General features: G+C 74.2%; 18 protein-coding genes and 3 tRNA genes. 13 read left to right on the top strand and 8 right to left on the bottom strand.

Annotated elements, in window-relative coordinates; genetic code table 11:
- The first annotated feature begins 16 nt into the window (after positions 1-16).
- Positions 17-1,039, top strand: coding sequence for a 3-isopropylmalate dehydrogenase (locus ACI79G_RS01940; protein ID WP_456879199.1), 1,023 nt, complete (start codon positions 17-19; stop codon positions 1,037-1,039).
- 43 nt (positions 1,040-1,082) lie between these two features.
- On the opposite strand, the gene ACI79G_RS01935 is transcribed toward ACI79G_RS01940, so the two are convergent.
- Entirely contained in the window at positions 1,083-1,313 is a 231-nt protein-coding gene (locus ACI79G_RS01935) for a hypothetical protein (protein ID WP_456879197.1), read from the bottom strand.
- A 522-nt stretch (positions 1,314-1,835) separates the two neighbouring features.
- Here ACI79G_RS01935 and cimA point away from each other — a divergent pair.
- Entirely contained in the window at positions 1,836-3,410 is a 1,575-nt protein-coding gene (gene cimA, locus ACI79G_RS01930) for a citramalate synthase (protein ID WP_456879195.1), read from the top strand.
- Between the two features lie 78 nt (positions 3,411-3,488).
- Here the strand turns inward: cimA and ACI79G_RS01925 are convergent, their stop codons facing one another.
- The 5 genes from ACI79G_RS01925 to ACI79G_RS01905 all read right to left on the bottom strand — a co-directional run bounded on the left by ACI79G_RS01925 (position 3,489) and on the right by ACI79G_RS01905 (position 6,549).
- Complete coding sequence (locus ACI79G_RS01925) at positions 3,489-3,899, bottom strand: hypothetical protein (RefSeq protein WP_456879193.1); 411 nt, start codon at positions 3,897-3,899, stop codon at positions 3,489-3,491.
- Between the two features lie 78 nt (positions 3,900-3,977).
- A complete protein-coding gene (locus tag ACI79G_RS01920; RefSeq protein ID WP_456879191.1) occupies positions 3,978-4,631 on the bottom strand; it encodes a response regulator in 654 nt (217 codons plus the stop codon).
- Entirely contained in the window at positions 4,628-5,746 is a 1,119-nt protein-coding gene (locus ACI79G_RS01915) for a sensor histidine kinase (protein WP_456879188.1), read from the bottom strand. The genes ACI79G_RS01920 and ACI79G_RS01915 overlap by 4 nt, the downstream gene beginning before the upstream one ends.
- A gap of 67 nt (positions 5,747-5,813) precedes the next feature.
- Entirely contained in the window at positions 5,814-6,143 is a 330-nt protein-coding gene (locus ACI79G_RS01910; protein WP_456879186.1) for a putative quinol monooxygenase, read from the bottom strand.
- A 25-nt stretch (positions 6,144-6,168) separates the two neighbouring features.
- Positions 6,169-6,549 carry a VOC family protein gene (locus ACI79G_RS01905; RefSeq protein WP_456879184.1) on the bottom strand — a complete coding sequence of 127 codons (381 nt, stop codon included), beginning with the start codon at positions 6,547-6,549 and terminating at the stop codon, positions 6,169-6,171.
- A gap of 60 nt (positions 6,550-6,609) precedes the next feature.
- Here ACI79G_RS01905 and ACI79G_RS01900 point away from each other — a divergent pair, with 60 nt between their 5' ends.
- The 10 genes from ACI79G_RS01900 (at position 6,610) to ACI79G_RS01855 (ending at position 14,971) form a co-directional block, all read left to right on the top strand.
- A complete protein-coding gene (locus tag ACI79G_RS01900; RefSeq protein WP_456879182.1) occupies positions 6,610-7,422 on the top strand; it encodes a fumarylacetoacetate hydrolase family protein in 813 nt (270 codons plus the stop codon).
- Positions 7,419-8,894, top strand: a complete 1,476-nt coding sequence (gene gltX, locus ACI79G_RS01895) for a glutamate--tRNA ligase (protein ID WP_456879180.1) — start codon at positions 7,419-7,421, stop codon at positions 8,892-8,894. The genes ACI79G_RS01900 and gltX overlap by 4 nt, the downstream gene beginning before the upstream one ends.
- Positions 8,895-8,898: 4 nt before the next feature.
- The gene (locus ACI79G_RS01890) at positions 8,899-10,191 is read left to right on the top strand and encodes a CPBP family intramembrane glutamic endopeptidase (RefSeq protein ID WP_456879178.1); all 1,293 of its coding nucleotides are present in this window, start codon (positions 8,899-8,901) and stop codon (positions 10,189-10,191) included.
- Positions 10,177-10,248, top strand: a tRNA-Gln gene (locus tag ACI79G_RS01885). The genes ACI79G_RS01890 and ACI79G_RS01885 overlap by 15 nt, the downstream gene beginning before the upstream one ends.
- A gap of 48 nt (positions 10,249-10,296) precedes the next feature.
- A tRNA-Glu gene (locus ACI79G_RS01880) sits at positions 10,297-10,369 on the top strand.
- Between the two features lie 106 nt (positions 10,370-10,475).
- A tRNA-Glu gene (locus tag ACI79G_RS01875) sits at positions 10,476-10,548 on the top strand.
- A gap of 142 nt (positions 10,549-10,690) precedes the next feature.
- Entirely contained in the window at positions 10,691-11,788 is a 1,098-nt protein-coding gene (galT, locus tag ACI79G_RS01870; RefSeq protein ID WP_456879176.1) for a galactose-1-phosphate uridylyltransferase, read from the top strand.
- Entirely contained in the window at positions 11,785-12,942 is a 1,158-nt protein-coding gene (galK, locus tag ACI79G_RS01865; RefSeq protein WP_456879174.1) for a galactokinase, read from the top strand. Before galT ends, galK begins: the two co-directional genes overlap by 4 nt.
- A gap of 30 nt (positions 12,943-12,972) precedes the next feature.
- On the top strand, positions 12,973-14,655 hold the full coding sequence (locus tag ACI79G_RS01860; RefSeq protein WP_456879172.1) for a sodium:solute symporter family protein: 1,683 nt from the start codon (positions 12,973-12,975) through the stop codon (positions 14,653-14,655).
- Between the two features lie 25 nt (positions 14,656-14,680).
- Positions 14,681-14,971, top strand: a complete 291-nt coding sequence (locus ACI79G_RS01855) for a hypothetical protein (protein ID WP_091212505.1) — start codon at positions 14,681-14,683, stop codon at positions 14,969-14,971.
- A 118-nt stretch (positions 14,972-15,089) separates the two neighbouring features.
- On the opposite strand, the gene ACI79G_RS01850 is transcribed toward ACI79G_RS01855, so the two are convergent.
- Together ACI79G_RS01850 and ACI79G_RS01845 are read right to left on the bottom strand one after the other, a co-directional pair.
- Positions 15,090-16,196 carry a sulfite oxidase gene (locus tag ACI79G_RS01850; protein ID WP_456879169.1) on the bottom strand — a complete coding sequence of 369 codons (1,107 nt, stop codon included), beginning with the start codon at positions 16,194-16,196 and terminating at the stop codon, positions 15,090-15,092.
- 223 nt (positions 16,197-16,419) lie between these two features.
- The gene (locus ACI79G_RS01845) at positions 16,420-17,082 is read right to left on the bottom strand and encodes an IclR family transcriptional regulator (protein ID WP_245699872.1); all 663 of its coding nucleotides are present in this window, start codon (positions 17,080-17,082) and stop codon (positions 16,420-16,422) included.
- Positions 17,083-17,205: 123 nt separating this feature from the next.
- Here ACI79G_RS01845 and leuC point away from each other — a divergent pair, with 123 nt between their 5' ends.
- The gene (leuC, locus tag ACI79G_RS01840) at positions 17,206-18,630 is read left to right on the top strand and encodes a 3-isopropylmalate dehydratase large subunit (RefSeq protein ID WP_456879166.1); all 1,425 of its coding nucleotides are present in this window, start codon (positions 17,206-17,208) and stop codon (positions 18,628-18,630) included.
- Positions 18,631-18,652 lie beyond the last annotated feature (22 nt).

Genomic DNA, 18,652 nt, shown 5'->3' with positions numbered 1-18,652 from the left:
CCTAGGGTCTGTCCCCATGCGCCTGGCTGTGATCCCTGGAGACGGAATCGGTCCGGAGGTGGTGGCCGAGGGCCTCAAGGTCCTCCGCGCGGTCGCGCCCGACGTCGAGAGCACCCCCTACGACCTCGGCGCGTCGCGGTGGCAGCGCACCGGCGAGCTGCTGCCGGACACGGTGCTCGACGAGCTGCGCGAGCACGACGGGATCCTGCTCGGTGCCATCGGCGACCCCAGCGTCCCGCCGGGGATCCTCGAGCGCGGCCTGCTGCTGCGGCTGCGCTTCGAGCTGGACCACCACGTCAACCTGCGCCCGGCCCGGCTGTTCGACGGCGTCCGCAGCCCGCTGGCCGGGCCCGGCGCCATCGACATGCTCTGCGTGCGCGAGGGCACCGAGGGGCCCTACGTGGGCAACGGCGGCGTCCTGCGCCGCGACACCCCGCACGAGGTGGCCACCGAGGTCAGCCTGAACACGGCGTTCGGCGTCGAGCGGGTCGTCCGCTACGCCTTCGAGCGGGCCGTCGCCCGGCCGCGGAAGCACCTGACGCTGATCCACAAGACCAACGTGCTCACCCACGCCGGGTCGCTGTGGTCGCGGACGGTCGAGGAGGTCTCCGCGGAGTTCCCCGAGGTCACCGTCGCCTACCAGCACGTCGACGCGGCCTCGATGTTCTTCGTGACCGACCCGGGCCGCTTCGACGTCATCGTCACCGACAACCTGTTCGGCGACATCGTCACCGACCTGGCCGCGGCCGTCACCGGGGGCATCGGGCTGGCCGCCAGCGGCAACCTCGACGCCTCGGGCACCAACCCCAGCATGTTCGAGCCGGTGCACGGCTCGGCACCCGACATCGCCGGCACGGGGGTCGCCGACCCCACCGCCACGGTGCTGTCGGTCGGCCTGCTGCTCCAGCACCTCGGCCGTGCCGACCAGGCCCGCAAGGTCGACGCCGCCGTCGCCTTCGACCTCTCCACCCGCGACCCGCAGGCCCCGGTGCGCACCCAGGAGGTCGGCGACCGGCTCGCCGCGCTCGCCGGCGGCTGAGCGCCCCCGATGACCAGCTGAGCTGGTCACCGGGGGTCCGGGCTCACCACCGGTCGTGAGCCCGGACCCGCAACGGTGCGCCCGGATCGGTGTCGCTGCCGGGTGACCCGAGCTCGGTCAGCACGTCGGCGACGCGTTCGTCCTCGTCCCACCAGGTGCCGACCCCGTGGTCCCGGACGTGCTCGGTCGACAGGACGAGGTCGTGCTCGTGCACGGGGGTCGGGCCGAGGTCGGCGGTGTCGACGGGGCCACGGACGGTCTCGAGGGTGGGCACGGACCCCTCGGGTGGTCGGGCGTCAGCCGACGGGCTGCCAGTCGCCCCGCTCCCGCAGCGGCGGCTTGAGCACCTTGCCGCCGGCGTTGCGGGGCAGCGGTTCGCTGCGGACGGACAGGTACTGCGGCACCTTGAAGTCGGCCAGCCGCTCGCGGGCGGAGGCGACCAGGTCGTCCGGCGGGGCAGCCGGGTGTAGCGCCGGACGCCGTCGGGGCCGACCTCGGTACCGCTGCGGTCGAACGGATGGGGCACCCGGGCCTCCCGATGGGCGTCGTCGCCTGCGACCCTGCGCTGGGCAGTGTGTCGGGGCCACCCCCGGGAGTCCATCGGTGGGCACGGCACGGCGGCGGTCGAACCGGACGCCCGGGCGTGCTTTACTCGACGGCGATGCACCCCGCCGGCTCGAACGCCATCGCCTCGCTCATTAGCACGTAGCGCGCAGTCACCTCCCCGACCGCGCGCCGACCTCCCGTACCCGGGGGGTCTTTTTCGTGTTCGGGCCGCCCACCCGCAGGAGATCCGATGTCCACCCAGCCCGACTTCCACGTCTTCGACACCACGCTGCGCGACGGCGCCCAGCGCGAGGGCGTGAGCTACTCCGTCGCCGACAAGCTGGCCGTCGCCCGGCTGCTCGACGAGATCGGTGTCGGCTTCATCGAGGGTGGCTGGCCGGGCGCGCTGCCCAAGGACACCGAGTTCTTCGCCCGCGCCCGCACCGAGCTCAAGCTGCGGCACGCCCAGCTGGTGGCGTTCGGCTCCACCCGCAAGGCCGGCGTCCGCGTCGAGGACGACGCCCAGGTGCGCGCACTGCTCGACGCCGAGACGCCGGTGGTCTGCCTGGTCGCGAAGTCCGACGTCCGGCACGTGCGCGAGGCGCTGCGGACGACGCTCGAGGAGAACCTCGCGATGGTGCGCGACACCGTCGCCTTCCTGGTCGGGCACGGCCGGCGGGTGTTCGTCGACTGCGAGCACTTCTTCGACGGGTACGCCGCCGACCCCGACCACGGCGTCGAGGTGCTGCGGACGGCCTTCGCCGCGGGCGCCGAGGTCGGGGTCCTGTGCGACACCAACGGCGGGATGCTGCCGATGGGCGTGGGCCGGGTCGTCGCCGACGTCCGCGCGCGGGTCGAGGGCCGCCTGGGCATCCACTGCCAGGACGACACCGGCTGCGCCGTCGCCAACTCCCTGGCCGCGGTCGAGGCCGGCGTCACCCACGTGCAGGGGACGGCGAACGGCTACGGCGAGCGCGCCGGCAACGCCGACACCTTCGTGCTGATCGCCAACCTGGTCACCAAGATGGGCCTGCCGGTCGTCCCCGAGGGCTGCCTGACCGAGCTGCAGCGGGTCAGCCACGCCATCGCCGAGCTGGCCAACATCGCCCCCGACGAGCACCAGCCCTACGTCGGCGCCTCGGCGTTCGCGCACAAGGCCGGCCTGCACGCCAGCGCGATCAAGGTCAGCCCCGAGCTGTACAACCACCTCGACCCCGAGCTCGTGGGCAACGACATGCGCATCCTGGTCACCGAGATGGCCGGCCGGGCGTCGGTGGAGCTCAAGGGCCGCGAGCTCGGCGTCGACCTCGACGGGCACACCGACGTCATCGGCCGCGTCGTCGACCGGGTCAAGGTGCTCGAGGCCGACGGCTGGTCGTTCGAGGCCGCCGACGCCTCCTTCGAACTGCTGCTGCGCGCCGAGCTGCCCGACGCGCCGCCGCCGCTGTTCGAGCTGGAGAGCTACCGGACCTCCGTCGAGCACTGGGGCAACGGCCAGGTCATGAGCGAGGCCACGGTCAAGGTGCACGTCGACGGGCAGCGGGTCATCAGCACCGGCGAGGGCAACGGCCCGGTCAACGCGCTGGACAACGCGCTGCGCCAGGCGCTGGTCAGCCGGTACCCGCAGCTGGCCGACGTCTCGCTGGCCGACTACAAGGTGCGCATCCTGGGCTGGAAGGGCGGCACCGGCGCCACGACCCGGGTGCTGATCGACAGCACCGACGGGGTGGGGGAGTGGACCACCGTGGGCGTCCACGACAACATCGTCGAGGCCTCCTGGCACGCCTTGGTCGACGCCCTCACCTACGCCGTCCGCAACCGGTGACCTGCCGGGGGCGGTGACGGCCGGTCGTGTGCCCGGGGCGCGTCCCCGGTGGGAACGCGCCCCGGGCGCACGGCACCGTCAGCAGCCGGCGTACTCGTCGAGGCGCCACCACATCGCCAGCGCCATGGCGGGGAGCATCAGCACGTGCCCGGCGGTGAACAGGAACGAGCCGGACACCGCGCCCGCCCAGTAGGGCACCAGCAGGACGGCGAACGGCACGTACATCGCCGCGGACATCTCCGCGATCGCCGGCCAGGAGTGGCCGCGGAACCGCATCCAGGCGGCCATCGCGACGGCCATGTTGGTGGCCATGACCACGGCGTGCACGTCGACCCGGTCGTCCACGCCGGGCCAGAGGAGGGCCTCGACCGGGCCCAGGACCGCCATCCCGACCACCATCGCGACGACCATCTCGAGGTAGTGGCGGACGAGGTGCCAGGTGCGCCGGCCGCGGCTGTGCGTGTGCTGGGGAGGGGTCTGCGTCGTCATGCCGCAGAGCGTCGGGCGTCGCGCCGTCCCTGCCAGGTGCCGGAGGTCACGGTCGCCGGTCACGTCCCGGCATGACCCTCAGAGCAGGTCGAGGGCCCGGGCGCGCAGCGCCGCCTGGGTGCGGTCCCTGGCGCCGAGCTTGCCCAGCACGTTGGTCACGTGGTTCTTGACCGTGCCCTCGGCCAGGAACAGCGCCCGCGCGATCTCCCGGTTGCTGCGGCCGTCCGCCAGCAACCGGAGCACGTCGAGCTCGCGGTCGGACAGCGGCACGACCAGCGGCTGCGGCCGGGACCGCGGGGCGTCGTCCAGCTGCGCGAAGCGGGCCACCACCTTGGCCGCCACCGACGGCTGCAGCACCGACTCCCCGCGCGCCGCCGACAGCACCGCCTCGACCAGGCGGTCGGAGGAGACGTCCTTGAGCAGGTAGCCCAGCGCGCCGGCCCGCAGCGCGGCGAAGACGTCCTCGTCGTCGTCGAAGGTCGTCAGCGCCAGCACCCGCACACCGGGCTGCTCGACCTTGAGCCGCCGGGTCGCGGCGATCCCGTCGAGCACCGGCATGTGCAGGTCCATGAGGACGACGTCGGGCTGCAGAGCGGCCGCCCGCTCCAGCGCCTGCTGCCCGTCCCCGGCCTCCCCGACGACCTCGACCTCGGGCCGGGCGCCCAGCAGCGTGGCCAACGCCTCGCGGAACAGCGCCTGGTCGTCGACCACCAGCACGCGGACGGCGCTCATCCCGGCACCTCCACCAGCAGCTCGGTGCCCCCGCCCGGGACCGGTGCCACGACCAGCTGCCCGCCGGCGCGCGCCGCCCGCTCCCGCAGCCCGACCAGCCCGAAGCCGCGCGGGTCCGCGTCGTGCGCACCGGCCGGCAGGCCGCAGCCGTCGTCCCGCACGCTCAGCCGCACCGTCCCGTCGTCGCCGTAGGTCAGGGTCACCCGGGCCGAGGTCGCCGCCGCGTGCTTGCGGACGTTGGTCAGCCCCTCCTGCGCCGACCGGAACAGGGACTCCTCGGCCTCCGCGGGCAGCCGCCGCTCGGTGCCGACGACCTCGAGCGTCGCGGGGACGCCGGCCGCGGAGACCTCCGCGGTGAGCGCCTCGAGGGCGGTGCGCAGCGGCGGCGACGTCCGGGGCTCGCGCAGCGTGGCCACCGACCGGCGGACCTCGGCCAGCGCCTCGCTGGCCTGCTGCTGTGCCTTGGCGAGGACCTCGTCGGCGCGGCCGGGGTCCGACGGCAGCACGGCCCGGGCGGCCTGCACCTGCATCTGCACGACGGTCAGGTGGTGGCCGAGGCCGTCGTGGATGTCGCGGGCCAGCCGGTTGCGCTCCCGCGTCGTCGCCAGCTCCTCGGCCTGGGCGGCGTACCCGCGCAGCCGCTCGTTCGCCTCGGCCAGCTCGGCCCGGGCCTGCTGCTCCCGCTGGAGCAGTGCGGTGACGACCGCGGTGAAGACCGCCGCGCCCAACATCCCGAGGCCGTTGCGCGCGAAGTCGGCCCAGCCCATCCCGGCGTGCACGAGGGGGACCAGTGCCGTGACCACGGCAGCGGCCGGCAGCGGCAGGAGCAGCACGCTCTGCGCGACCAGCACGAGCAGCAGCAGGGTCGCCCCCACCCCGGCGTGCGCCGCCCCGAACATCAGCACGCCGAGGGGGAGCTGCAGGCACACGTGGCCGGCGGTCAGCCAGTACCGGCGCGGCACGGGCTGACCGGCCAGCCAGGGCAGCGCGACGAGCGCGTGCGCCGCGAACGTCACGCCGAGGGCGACGGCGAGCAGCGGGCGCGGGTCGTCGGTCGCCTCGACCACGACCGTGAGCAGCGCGAGGCACGTCAGCACCGCGAGAGCGCGGGTCACGTGATCACTCTCGCAGGTGCAGCGGCGGTTGCGCGGGGGACGACGCGTCCCCCGCGCCCCGCGGCGGCTAGCCCCGGGGCTTGACCTCGCCCATGGGGCCGAAGCCGCTGACCTCCGGGGCGTCGATGTAGATGATCTGCGGCTGCTCGGCGACCAGGTCGGACATCCAGTCGAACGCGGCCTTGGCGTGCGGGGTGGCGACGTGCGAGGCGCCGGCCTCGGAGTCCCGGAAGCCCTCGATGCAGACGAAGGTGTTCGGGTCCTCGACGCTGCGGGACCACTCGAAGAACAGGCTGCCCTCCTCGGCGTTCACCGCCCGGGCGTACTCGTCGGCGTGGGTCCGGAACTCGTCGATGCGGTCGGGCCGGACGGGCATCTTGATGACGATCAGGATCATGTCGGTCTCCTCTGTCTGGACTCGGTCACAGGGGATCGAGGCGGCGGCGCAGGAGGCAGAACTCGTTGCCCTCCGGATCGGCCAGCACGTACCAGCTCTCCGCGCCGGACTGTCCCACGTCCGCCCGGGTGGCTCCCAGGGCGAGCAGCCGTCCCAGCTCGGCGTCCTGGTCGCGGTCGGTGGGACTGACGTCGACGTGCAGCCGCACCTTCCCCGGCGTCGGCTCGGCCACCGGGGCGAAGACCAGCGTCGGCGCCGGACCGCCGAAGCCGGCGGCCGGACCGATCTCCACGGCACCGTCCTCCTCGCGGCCGAGGACCCCGTACCCGAGGACCTCGGCCCAGAAGGCCGCCAGCGCCTCGGGATCGCGGCTGTCCACCACGAGTTCCGAGAAACGGCAGGCCATGGGGGCACGGTAGGTCCTCCTCGGCACGGGCGCGCGCAGAGCGGCGACTAGCCTCGGAGCGTGCGCATCGTCCGCTTCGCCTCGCCCTCGGGCATGTCCTTCGGTGTCCTCGACGGCGACGGCCAGGTCGCCCAGATCGAGGGCCACCCGTTCGGCACCATCTCCTTCACCGGCCAGCGCCACGCGCAGGCCGACGTGCGGCTGCTCTCGCCGATCCTGCCGAGCAAGGTGGTGGCCGTCGGCAAGAACTACGCGGCGCACGTCGAGGAGATGGGCACCGGCGACGCCCCGTCGCAGCCGCTGCTGTTCCTCAAGCCGTCGACGACGGTCATCGGCCCGGGCGACGCCATCCGCATCCCGCCGGGCAGCACCAACGTCCACCACGAGGTCGAGCTGGCCGTCGTCATCGGCGCCCGCGGCGCCCGCCACGTCACCCCGGAGCAGGCGCTGGGCAGCGTGTTCGGCTACACGATCGCCAACGACGTCACCGAGCGGGACATGCAGGCCAGCGACGGGCAGTGGACCCGCGCCAAGGGCTTCGACTCCTTCTGCCCGCTGGGCCCGTGGATCGAGACCGACCTCGCCGGCCTCGGCAAGGACCCCGCCGACCTCGAGGTCACCTGCACGGTGGACGGCGAGCTGCGCCAGTCCGGCCGCACCAGCCAGCTGCTCTTCGGCATCCCGACGCTGGTCTCCTACATCTCGCAGGTGATGACCCTGCTGCCCGGCGACGTCGTGCTCACCGGCACCCCCAGCGGCGTGGGTCCGATCCGGCCCGGCCAGCGGGTGGAGTGCGCCATCGAGGGCCTGGGGTCCCTGGTCAACGGCGTCAGCGGCGCCGACACCACCTCCACCGCCGGCGGCCTGCGGTGACCGCCGTCCGCACCCGCTTCTGCCCGTCGCCGACGGGCACGGTGCACGTCGGCCTGCTCCGGACCGCGCTGTTCAACTGGGCGCACGCCCGGCACACCGGCGGCACGTTCGTCTTCCGCATCGAGGACACCGACGCCTCCCGCGACTCCGAGGAGTCCTACCGGCACCTGCTCGACAGCCTGCGCTGGCTGGGCCTGGAGTGGGACGAGGGCCCGGAGGTCGGCGGCCCGCACGGGCCCTACCGGCAGTCCGAGCGGCACGAGGTCTACCGCGAGGTCGCCCAGAAGCTGCTGGCGGCGGGGCACGCCTACGAGTCCTTCTCCACCAACGAGGAGGTCGAGGCCCGCCGGCTGGCCGCGGGGCAGGACCCGAAGCTCGGCTACGACAACGCCGACCGGTTCCTCACCGACGAGCAGAAGGCGGCCTTCCGCGCCGAGGGCCGCGAGCCGGTGCTGCGGCTGCGGATGCCCGACGAGGACCTCGCCTGGACCGACCTGGTCCGCGGGGAGATCCGCTTCGCCGCCGGCTCCGTGCCCGACTTCGTCATCGTCCGGGCCAACGGGGTGCCGCTCTACCCGTTCGTCAACCCGGTGGACGACGCCCTGATGGGCATCACCGACGTCCTGCGCGGGGAGGACCTGCTGCCCTCCACGCCGCGGCAGCTGGCGCTCTACGGCGCGCTGACCGACATCGGCGTCGCCTCCGGCGCACCGCGCTTCGGCCACCTGCCCTACGTGACGGGGGAGGGCAACAAGAAGCTCTCCAAGCGCGACCCGCAGTCCAACGTCGACGTCTACCGCGAGCGCGGCTTCGTCCCCGAGGGCTTCGCCAACTACCTCGCCCTGCTGGGCTGGTCGATCGCCGAGGACCGCGACGTCTTCTCGATGCAGGAGATGGTCGAGGCCTTCGACGTCACCCGGGTCAGCGCCAACCCGGCCCGCTTCGACCTGAAGAAGGCCGAGGCGATCAACGCCACCCACCTGCGCGCGCTGCCGGTGGCGGACTTCACCGAGCGGGTGGTGCCCTTCCTCGCCCGCGCCGGGCTGGTCGCCGAGCCGCCGACGGCCGAGCAGCGGCGCGTCCTCGAGACGATCGCCCCGCTGGCCCAGGAGCGCATGATCGTCCTCTCCGACGCCGTGGGGCTGCTCGGCTTCCTGTTCGTGGACGACGTCGAGGTCGACCCGGCGGCCGCGGCCAAGCAGCTGGCCGGCCCGGAGGCGACCGAGGTGCTCGACGCCGCGCAGGCCGCGCTGCGCGAGCTGCCCGAGTGGACGACGCCGGCCATCGAGGCCGCGCTCCGGGAGGCGCTCGTCGAGGGGCTGGGCCGCAAGCCGCGCCAGGCGTTCGGCCCGGTGCGCGTCGCCGTCAGCGGCCGCACGGTGTCGCCGCCGCTGTACGAGTCCATCGAGCTGCTGGGTCGCGAGCGCACCCTCGCCCGCCTCGCCGCGGCGCGGGCCGCCGTCCCCGGGTGACCGGATGAGCGCAGCGGGACCGCCCGGCTGGGCCGTGCCGGACGACGAGCCCTACACCGGGCCGCCGCCGACCGGGCCCTACGGAGCGCCGCCGTACGTCCCCGGGGCGCTGTACGGCGGGCACGCGCCGCCGGCCGCGGGGACGGCGGTCGGTCCGGTCCCGTGGCCGCTCGGACCGGTGCCGCTGCAGCCGGGGCCGCACACCGCCCCGCCGTGGGGGCCGCCACCCGCGCCGTGGGTGCCCCCGCCCGGGATGCGGTGGCAGCTGCCGCCGGGCACCCCGCCGCACGACGAACCGGTCGAGTACCTGCAGGCGATGCGCTCGCGCGACTGGCACTGGTGGCGGCCGCTGCTGGGCCTGCTGCTGTTCACCGCGGTCTACCTCGTCGCCACCCTCGCGGCGACCGCGGTGGTGTTCGTCGCCGGCTTCGCGACCGGGGTGCTGCCGGACCCCACGGCGATCGACCCGACCGACCTCACCGATCCCGGCCTGCTGCTGCTCACGAACATCTCACTGATCGTCGCCATCCCCTGCGTGTGGCTGTCGTGGGCCGCCGCGCACGGGATGCGGATCGGCTGGTCGTCGTCGGTGCTGGCCCGGCTGCGGTGGCGGCTGCTGGCGCCGTACACGCTGCTGGCGCTGCCCACGCTCGCTGCCGGGCTCCTGCTCAGCGTCCTGCTGGGCTTCGTGGCCGGGGACTGGGAGGCCACCGGCCCGGTCGACGGGTTCGTGTGGCTGCTGCTCGTCGTGCTGCTGACGACGCCGTTGCAGTCGGCCGCGGAGGAGTACGTGTTCCGCGGGTACCTCAGCCAGGCGATCGCCGGGTGGGTGGGCCGGCCCCGCGCGGGCGCGGTGGTGGCGGCGGTGCTGACCGCCGCGCTGTTCTCGGCGGCCCACCTGCCGCCCGACGTCTGGACGTTCCTGGACCGGTTCGCCTTCGGGCTGGCGGCCTCGGCGGTCGTCTGGCTCACCGGCGGCCTGGAGGCGGCGATCGTGCTGCACGCCGTCAACAACGTGGTGGTCTTCCTGCTGGCCGGGTCGCTGGGGGAGGGCGTGGCCACCGACGCCGTCCCGGCCGGGACCGGCGTGCTCGTGGTGCTCATCGACCTGCTGGCCATGGCCGCGTACGTCGGCCTGGTCGTGCGCACCCGCCGGTGGCTGCGGCCGGAGGTGCGGACCGCCGCGCTCGACCTGCGACCACCGTCACCGTGGGGGGTGCCCGGACCACCCCCGGGCATCGGGTATGGTGGTATGCAGCGCCGCGAGGTGCAGCACCACCCTTGGGGTATGGGGTAATTGGCAGCCCGACGGTTTCTGGTTCCGTTAGTCTAGGTTCGAGTCCTGGTACCCCAGCGAGGAAGACGTCTGCCTGGAGACACAGTTCCTCAGCACCACCCGCACGGCCCCGTCGTCTAGCGGCCCAGGACGCCGCCCTCTCACGGCGGTAGCGAGGGTTCGAATCCCTTCGGGGCTACAGCGAGCGAGAGCCCCCGGCCACCCGGCCGGGGGCTCTCGTCGTCCTCGGGCCGCCCACCCCGGTGCGCGGGCCACCGACGGCGCGTGGCAGCATGGAGACGCACGGCCCCGTCGTCTAGCGGCCCAGGACGCCGCCCTCTCACGGCGGTAGCGAGGGTTCGAATCCCTTCGGGGCTACAGCGAGCGAGAGCCCCCGGTCACCCGACCGGGGGCTCTCGTCGTCTCCGGTGCCGCCGGGGTGGCCGGGTCGCTGGGGCGGGTCTAGCGTCGGGACGCCGTTCACGCACAGTCACGAGCGGCGGGAAGGCAGGTCCCACCCGTGATCCGGACGAGTCGTCGGCTGGCCGACGGCCGGGAGATCCTCTACTTCGACGCCGGGGACACCGCGCCCCCGCACACCGCCGAGGACCCCCGTGACCTGCCCCCGGTCAGCACCCACTCGCAGCTGCGCCGGGACCCGCTGCTCGGCGAGTGGGTGGTCCTGGCCTCGCACCGGCAGACGCGGACCTTCCTGCCCCCGGCGGACCTCTGCCCGCTGTGCCCGACCCGGCCCGGCCGCGAACCCACCGAGGTCCCCGAGGCCGACTACCAGGTCGTCGTCTTCGAGAACCGCTTCCCGTCCCTGGCGACGGCCGTCGAGCGCGACGTCCCCCCGACCGCGCCCGGCGCCCCGCTGACCGAGCTGCACCCCGGCTTCGGCCGCTGCGAGGTCGTGGTCTTCACCAGCGAGCACGACCGGTCCTTCGCCACGCTCGGCGCCGACCGGGCCCGGCTGGTCGTCGACGTGTGGGCCGAGCGCACCGCCGAGCTGTCGGGCATCGACGGGATCGAGCAGGTCTTCGTCTTCGAGAACTCCGGCGAGGAGATCGGGGTGACCCTCTCCCACCCGCACGGGCAGATCTACGCCTACCCGTTCGTGACGCCGCGGGTGGAGAAGGTGCTGGCCTCGGTCGAGCGGCACCGGCGGGAGACCGGCGGCGACCTGTTCGCCGACGTGCTCACGGCCGAGCGCGCCGGGCCCCGCGTGGTCACCGCCAACGAGCACTGGACGGCGTTCGTGCCGGCCGCCGCCCGCTGGCCCTACGAGCTGCAGGTCTTCCCGCACCGGCGGGTGCCCGACCTGCCCGCGCTCACGGCTGCGGAGCGCGACGCCCTGGCCGAGCTCTACCTCGACGTGCTGGGCCGCTTCGCCCACCGCTTCGACACCCCGATGCCCTACATCGCCTCCTGGAACCAGGCCCCGGTCGGCCGCGGGCGCGAGGACTGGTGGCTGCACCTGCAGCTGTTCTCGTTGCGCCGGGCGCCGGGGAAGCTGAAGTACCTGGCCGGCTCGGAGTCCGGCATGGGCGCCTTCATCACCGACACGGTCCCGGAGGACGTCGCCGAGCAGCTGAGGAACGTGGGGACGGTGCGGTGACGGCGGCGGACGTGGCCCGGAAGGCGTTCACCGAGGCGTTCGGCGGGCCGCCCGAGGGGGTCTGGGCCGCGCCGGGCCGGGTGAACGTCATCGGCGAGCACACCGACTACAACGACGGCTTCGTGCTGCCGGTGGCGCTGCCGCAGACCACGCGCGCCGCGGTCGCCCGCCGGGACGACGGGCTGGTCGCCCTCGTCTCCGCGCAGCACCCCGACGACCGGGTGGAGGTGCCGGTCACCGAGCTCGCGCCCGGGCGGCCCGGTGGCTGGGCGGGCTACCCGGCCGGCGTCGTCGACGCGCTGCGCGACCGCGTGCCCGGCGGGGTGAGCGTCCTGGTCGACGGCGACGTCCCGGCCGGCATGGGGCTGTCGTCGTCCGCCGCGCTGTCCTGCTCGGTCGCGCTGGCGCTGCGCGACCTCGCCGCCCCCGACCTCGCCGTCGCCGACCTGGTCGACGTGGCGCGGCGGGCGGAGAACGACTTCGTGGGCGCGCCCACCGGCATCCTCGACCAGTCCGCGTCGCTGCTGTGCACCGCCGGGCACGCGCTGTTCCTCGACACCCGCGACCGAAGCACCGAGCAGGTGCCGCTGGACCTGCGGGCGGCCGGGCTGGAGCTGCTCGTCGTCGACACCGGGACGACGCACGACCACGCCACCGGCGGCTACGGCGACCGGCGCCGCGAGTGCGAGCGGGCCGCCGAGCGGCTCGGCGTGCGCGCCCTGCGCGACGTCCCGGACGTGGCCGCGCTGGCCCCGCTGGACGACGGCACCCCCGAGGGCGAGGTGCTGCTGCGGCGCGCGCGGCACATCGTCACCGAGAACGCCCGCGTCCTCGAGGTCGTGCGGATCCTGCGCGAGACCGCCGACCCCGGCGCGATCGGGCCGGTGCTCACCGCCGGGCACGCCTCGCTGCGCGACGACTTCCAGATCTCCACCGTCGAGCTCGACACCGCCGTGGACACCGCGCTGGAGGCCGGCGCCGCCGGCGCCCGGATGGTCGGCGGCGGCTTCGGTGGCAGCGCCGTGGTGCTGGTCGACGCCGACCGCACCGACGGCGTGGCGCGGGCGATCACCGATCGCTTCGCGCAGCAGGGCTTCACCCCGCCGCGGGCCTTCGCGGTCGTGCCCTCCGCAGGCGCCCGGCGCCTCGCCTGACCCACACGCTCCCACAGGAGGTCCCGACCCGTGGATGCGCTCCGCCTCGACGCCTCGTTCGTCGACTACCTGCTGGTCGTCGTCTACTTCGCGGTCGTGCTCCTGATCGGACTGGCCGCGCGCCAGCGGGTCTCCGACAGCCTCGACTTCTTCCTGTCGGGCCGGTCGCTGCCCGCGTGGGTGACCGGGCTGGCCTTCATCTCCGCCAACCTCGGTGCGGTCGAGATCATCGGCATGTCCGCCAACGGCGCGCAGTTCGGCATGCCGACCATGCACTACTTCTGGGTCGGCGCGGTCCCGGCCATGCTGTTCCTGGGCGTGGTGATGATGCCCTTCTACTACGGGTCGAAGGTGCGCAGCGTCCCGGAGTTCATGCGGCGCCGGTTCGGCACCGGGGCCCACCTGGTCAACGCGCTGTCGTTCGCGCTGGCCCAGATCCTCATCGCCGGCATCAACCTGTTCCTGCTCGCGACCATCGTCGAGTCGCTGCTGGGCTGGCCGCTGTGGGTCTCGCTGATCGTCGCCGCGGCCGTCGTCCTCAGCTACATCACCCTCGGCGGGCTGTCGGCGGCCATCTACAACGAGGTCCTGCAGTTCTTCGTCATCGTCGCGGCGCTGCTGCCGCTCACCCTGATCGGCCTGCACCGGGTCGGCGGGATCGGCGGTCTCGTCGACCGGGTCACCGAGGCCGGCAACGCCGAGCAGCTGCGGTCCTGGCCCGGCACCGAGCTGTCCACCTTCGAGAGCCCGGTGTGGTCGGTCATCGGGATCGTGTTCGGCCTGGGCTTCGTGCTCTCGTTCGGCTACTGGACGACGAACTTCGTCGAGGTCCAGCGCGCGATGGCGACCAAGTCGATGTCCGCGGCCCGGAGCACGCCGGTCATCGGCTCGTTCCCGAAGATGTTCGTGCCGTTCATCGTGGTGATCCCGGGCATCATCGCCGGCGTCCTGGTGCCGGAGATCCAGCAGCTCAAGGCCGGGCAGAGCAGTGAGCTCCAGTACAACGACGCGATGCTCGCGCTGATCCGCGACGTGCTGCCCAACGGCCTGCTCGGCGTCGCCATCGCCGGCATGCTGGCCGCGTTCATGGCCGGCATGGCCGCCAACATCTCGGCCTTCAACACGGTCTTCAGCTACGACCTGTGGCAGACGTACGTGAAGAAGGACGAGCCGGACCACTACTACCTGCAGGTCGGCCGCTGGGCCACGGTCGGCGCGACGGTCGTCGCCATCGGGACGGCGCTGATCGCCTCCGGTTACAGCAACCTGATGGACTACCTGCAGACGCTGTTCGGCTTCTTCAACGCGCCGCTGTTCGCCACGTTCATCCTCGGCATGTTCTGGAAGCGGATGACGGCGACCGCGGGGTGGGCCGGCCTGGTGTCCGGCACGCTCGCCGCCGTCCTCGTCGCCTTCCTCAGCGAGGACGCGTTCGGCGCGGCGTCGGTGGGCGTGATCCCGCTCAGCGGTCAGGGCGCGAGCTTCGTCGCCGCGAGCGCCGCGTTCGTCGTCGACATCGTCGTCAGCGTCGCGGTCTCCCTGGTGACCCGCCCGAAGCCGGTGGCCGAGCTCGCCGGGCTGGTCTACTCCGAGACGCCGCGCGAGCAGCGCACCGACCCCGACGCGCACCGGCTGCCCTGGTACCAGTCGCCGACCAAGCTGGCCGGGATCTCCCTGGTCATGGTGATCGTCCTCAACGTCGTCTTCCGATGACTGCCGCACCGCAGAGGAGCCGCACGTGAGCAACACCGGACAGCAGCCCCGGGCGCACCGGGCGGGGGCCTTCGACGTCCGCAACGTCATCGCCGGCCTCATCGGCTTCTACGGCGTCGTGCTGGTCCTCATGGGGCTGTTCAGCGACTCACCGGACGACCGGGCCAAGACCGGCGACTTCAACGCCAACCTGTGGGTCGGCATCGCCATGCTGGTCTTCGCCGCGGCGTTCGCCCTGTGGTCGCGGCTGCGCCCCGTGGTGGTCGATCCGGGCGCCGACGTCGCGGGGGACGAGGACCGGCCCGTCGGGCACTGAAGAAGGACCCTCCTGCCCCCCACCGCTCGCACGCTCGCGGCGGGTCCCTGCAGGAGGGCCACCGTCCTCCCCACCCTGCGCACGCTCAGGGCGGGGCCACGTCCGCGAGCGGACCCGGTCACTCGAGGACCGTGACCGGCACGCGCTGCACCAGGTTGTTGGCCATGCCCTGCCGGTTCCAGACCTGCTCGGTGGGCTGGCTCCCCTCGGCGTCGGTCGCCCGGACGAGCAGCTCCCAGGTGCCCGGTTCCGCCGTCCACGGGTAGCGCCAGGCCCGCCACGCGAAGGGGTGCGCCGGGTCGGCCGGGTCGAGCTCGGCGGCCGACCAGGTGGCCCCGCCGTCCGTGCTGACCTCGACGCCGGTGACCGGGGCCCGGCCCGACCAGGCCCGCCCGGTCAGCGGAACCGGTCCGGGGCGCAGGAAGCGCTCGCGGGTCATGAAGTCCGGCCAGCCGGGCGGGCTGAGCAGCGCGCGGGGCGCGATCCGGGTGACCGGCTCGCCGGGGTCGCCGGCGTCCACCTTGAGCCGGTAGGCCGTGGCGTTCTGGAAGCCGTCGAAGGGCCGGTCGAGGACCTCGACCCGGGTCAGCCACTTCACGTGCGCCATGCCGTACCAGCCCGGCACCAGCAGCCGCAGCGGAGCGCCGTGCTGGGGCGGCAGCGGCACGCCGTTCATCCCCCAGACCAGCAGCACCTCCGGGCGCATCGCCTCGGCCAGCGGCAGGCCGCGCGCGTAGTCCTGCTCGACGCCGCGCTCCACGCCGTGGTCGGCGCCGGTGAAGACGACGTCGACCGCCCCGTCGGCGATCCCGGCCTCCTCGAGCAGCGGGGCCAGCGGCGTGCCGGTCCACTCGGCGGTGCCGACGGCCTCCAGCAGCCACGGCTGGCTCACCGGCCGCGGCTCGAAGCGGGCACGGCCGTTGCCGGCGCACTCGAGCAGCACCCGGGAGGTCACGGCGGGACGGCGGTGCAGGTCCTCCAGCGTCAACCGCAGCGGGCGGCCGACGGCGCCGCCGACCTCGAGCGACCAGGTGGCCGGGTCGACGGCGGGGATGTCGTAGTGGGTGAGCACGTAGTGCAGCCCCGGCGGCGTGACGTCGTAGCGCAGCGCCTCCAGCGGCATCCCGTGGTTGCGGGTGGCCAGGGCCAGCTCGTCGAGGCCGATGCCCTCCCCGGGCTCGGCGATCCGGGCGCGGCCGCGGTGGGTGGGCTCGGTGGCGGTCATGCCCCCAGTCTCGACCGGGGGACCGCGGAGGGGAACTGCCCGGGCGGCCAGGCGGCTGCGCAGCGGCCTCCGGCCGCCATCTGGGGGGATGGCCCGCGCCGTCCCCTCCCGGGTCGATCACGGGCTCCCGGCAGGCGGCATGCGCAGACCCGCCGCGAGGCCCTGCAACGACCCCGTGGTCGACGCCGCCAGAGCGGAGCGGACGGGTGGCAGGGGGTCTCCCTCAGCGGGCGGCGCGCGAGATGGCGCCGGCGGCCTCGAGCACCGCGCCGACCACCTCCGGGGCGGGACGGCGACCCAGTCGCTCGACGGGCCCGGAGATGGAGACGGCGCCCAGGACCCCGCCCGCGGCGTCGCGCACCGGGGCCGACAGCGACGCGACCCCGGGCTCGCGCTCGGCGATGCTGTGCGCCCAGCCCCTGCGGCGGACGTCGAGCAGCGTGCGGGCGGTGAAGCTGGCGCTGGGCAGCAGCGGGGTGACCTCGTCGGCGGGGGCGAAGGCGAGCAGCGCGTGCGCGGCCGAGCCCGCCGTCATCGGCAGCCGCGCCCCCACCGGCACGGTGTCGCGCAGCCCGTGCGCCCGCTCGGCGGCGGCCACGCAGACCCGGCTGGCGCCGTCCCGGACGTAGAACTGGGCGCTCTCCCCGCTGGCGTCCCGCAGCGCGACCAGGTGCCGGCCGGCCAGCTCGGCGAGGTCGGCCACCCCGCGGCCGAGCTCGGCCAGTGCCGGGCCGGGCGCCCACGCGCCGGCCGGCGTGCGCCGGACCAGGCGGTGCCCCTCGAGGGCCACGGCCAGCCGGTGCGCGGTCGCCCGGGGCAGCCCGGTGCGCTCGACGAGCTCGGCGAGGGTCGCGGGCTCGGCGGCCACGGCGCGGAGGATGGCCACCGCTTTGTCCAAGACGGCGACGGGGTTAGGCTGTCCCACACAGCAATACTCGCATCCCACAGCGTGAGATGGCCAGCCCGGTCGTCCGCACCGGAGCGAGCCCCGACCCCGGAGGGACCAGCCGTGCCGAAGACCCTGGCGGAGAAGGTCTACGACGCCCACGTCGTGCGCAGCGCCGCGGGCGAGCCGGACCTGCTCTACATCGACCTGCACCTGGTGCACGAGGTGACCAGCCCGCAGGCGTTCGACGGCCTCCGCGCCGCCGGCCGCACGGTGCGCCACCCCGAGCTGACGATGGCGACCGAGGACCACAACGTCCCGACGCTGGAGATCCTCAAGCCCATCGCCGACCCGGTCAGCCGCGCGCAGGTCGAGGCGCTGCGGAAGAACGCCGCCGAGTTCGGCATCCGCCTGGCCCCGATGGGCGACCGCGACCAGGGCATCGTGCACGTCATCGGCCCGCAGCTGGGACTGACCCAGCCGGGCATGACGATCGTCTGCGGCGACAGCCACACCTCCACGCACGGCGCGTTCGGTGCGCTGGCGTTCGGCATCGGCACCAGCGAGGTCGAGCACGTGCTGGCCACGCAGACCCTGCCGCAGTACCGGCCCAAGCAGATGGCCGTGACCGTCAACGGCGTGCTGCCCGAGGGGGTGTCCTCGAAGGACGTCATCCTGGCCGTCATCGCCAAGATCGGCACCAACGGCGCCGCGGGCCACGTCATCGAGTACCGCGGCAGCGCCATCGAGGCCCTCTCGATGGAGGCCCGGATGACGATCTGCAACATGTCGATCGAGGCCGGCGCCCGCGCCGGGCTGATCGCCCCGGACCGGACCACCCTCGACTTCCTGCGGGGCCGCCCGCACGCCCCGCAGGGCGCCGACTGGGATGCCGCCGTCGAGTACTGGGAGACCCTGCGCACCGACGAGGGCGCGGTCTTCGACACCGAGGTCGTCCTCGACGCCGCCGAGCTCACGCCGTACGTCACCTGGGGCACCAACCCCGGCCAGGGCCTGCCGATCGCGGCGTCGGTCCCGGACCCCGCGGCGATCGCCGACGAGGGCGAGCGCCGCGCCGCCGAGCAGGCGCTGGCCTACATGGGGCTGACGCCCGGCACGCCGCTGCGCGAGATCGAGGTCGACACCGTGTTCCTCGGCTCCTGCACCAACGGCCGCATCGAGGACCTGCGCATCGCCGCCGAGCTGCTGCGCGGCAAGCACATCGACCCGGACACCCGGATGCTCGTCGTCCCCGGGTCGGTCGGGGTCAAGCTGCAGGCGGAGGCCGAGGGCCTGGACCGCGTGTTCACCGAGGCCGGCGCCGAGTGGCGCGGCGCGGGCTGCTCGATGTGCCTGGGCATGAACCCCGACCAGCTCAAGCCGGGGGAGCGGTCGGCCTCGACCAGCAACCGCAACTTCCAGGGCCGGCAGGGCAAGGGCGGGCGCACCCACCTGGTGTCCCCGTCGGTCGCCGCGGCCACCGCGCTGACCGGGAAGCTGACCGCCCCCGCCGACCTGGCCGACGCCCCCGTCCCGGCCACCGTCTGACCCGCACTGGAGCCCTGAGAGC

It is taken from the genome of Geodermatophilus sp. SYSU D00779, assembly GCF_054050595.1.
Note: the sequence above shows the minus strand (reverse complement) of the source record. Positions and strands in the feature narration are given on the sequence as shown.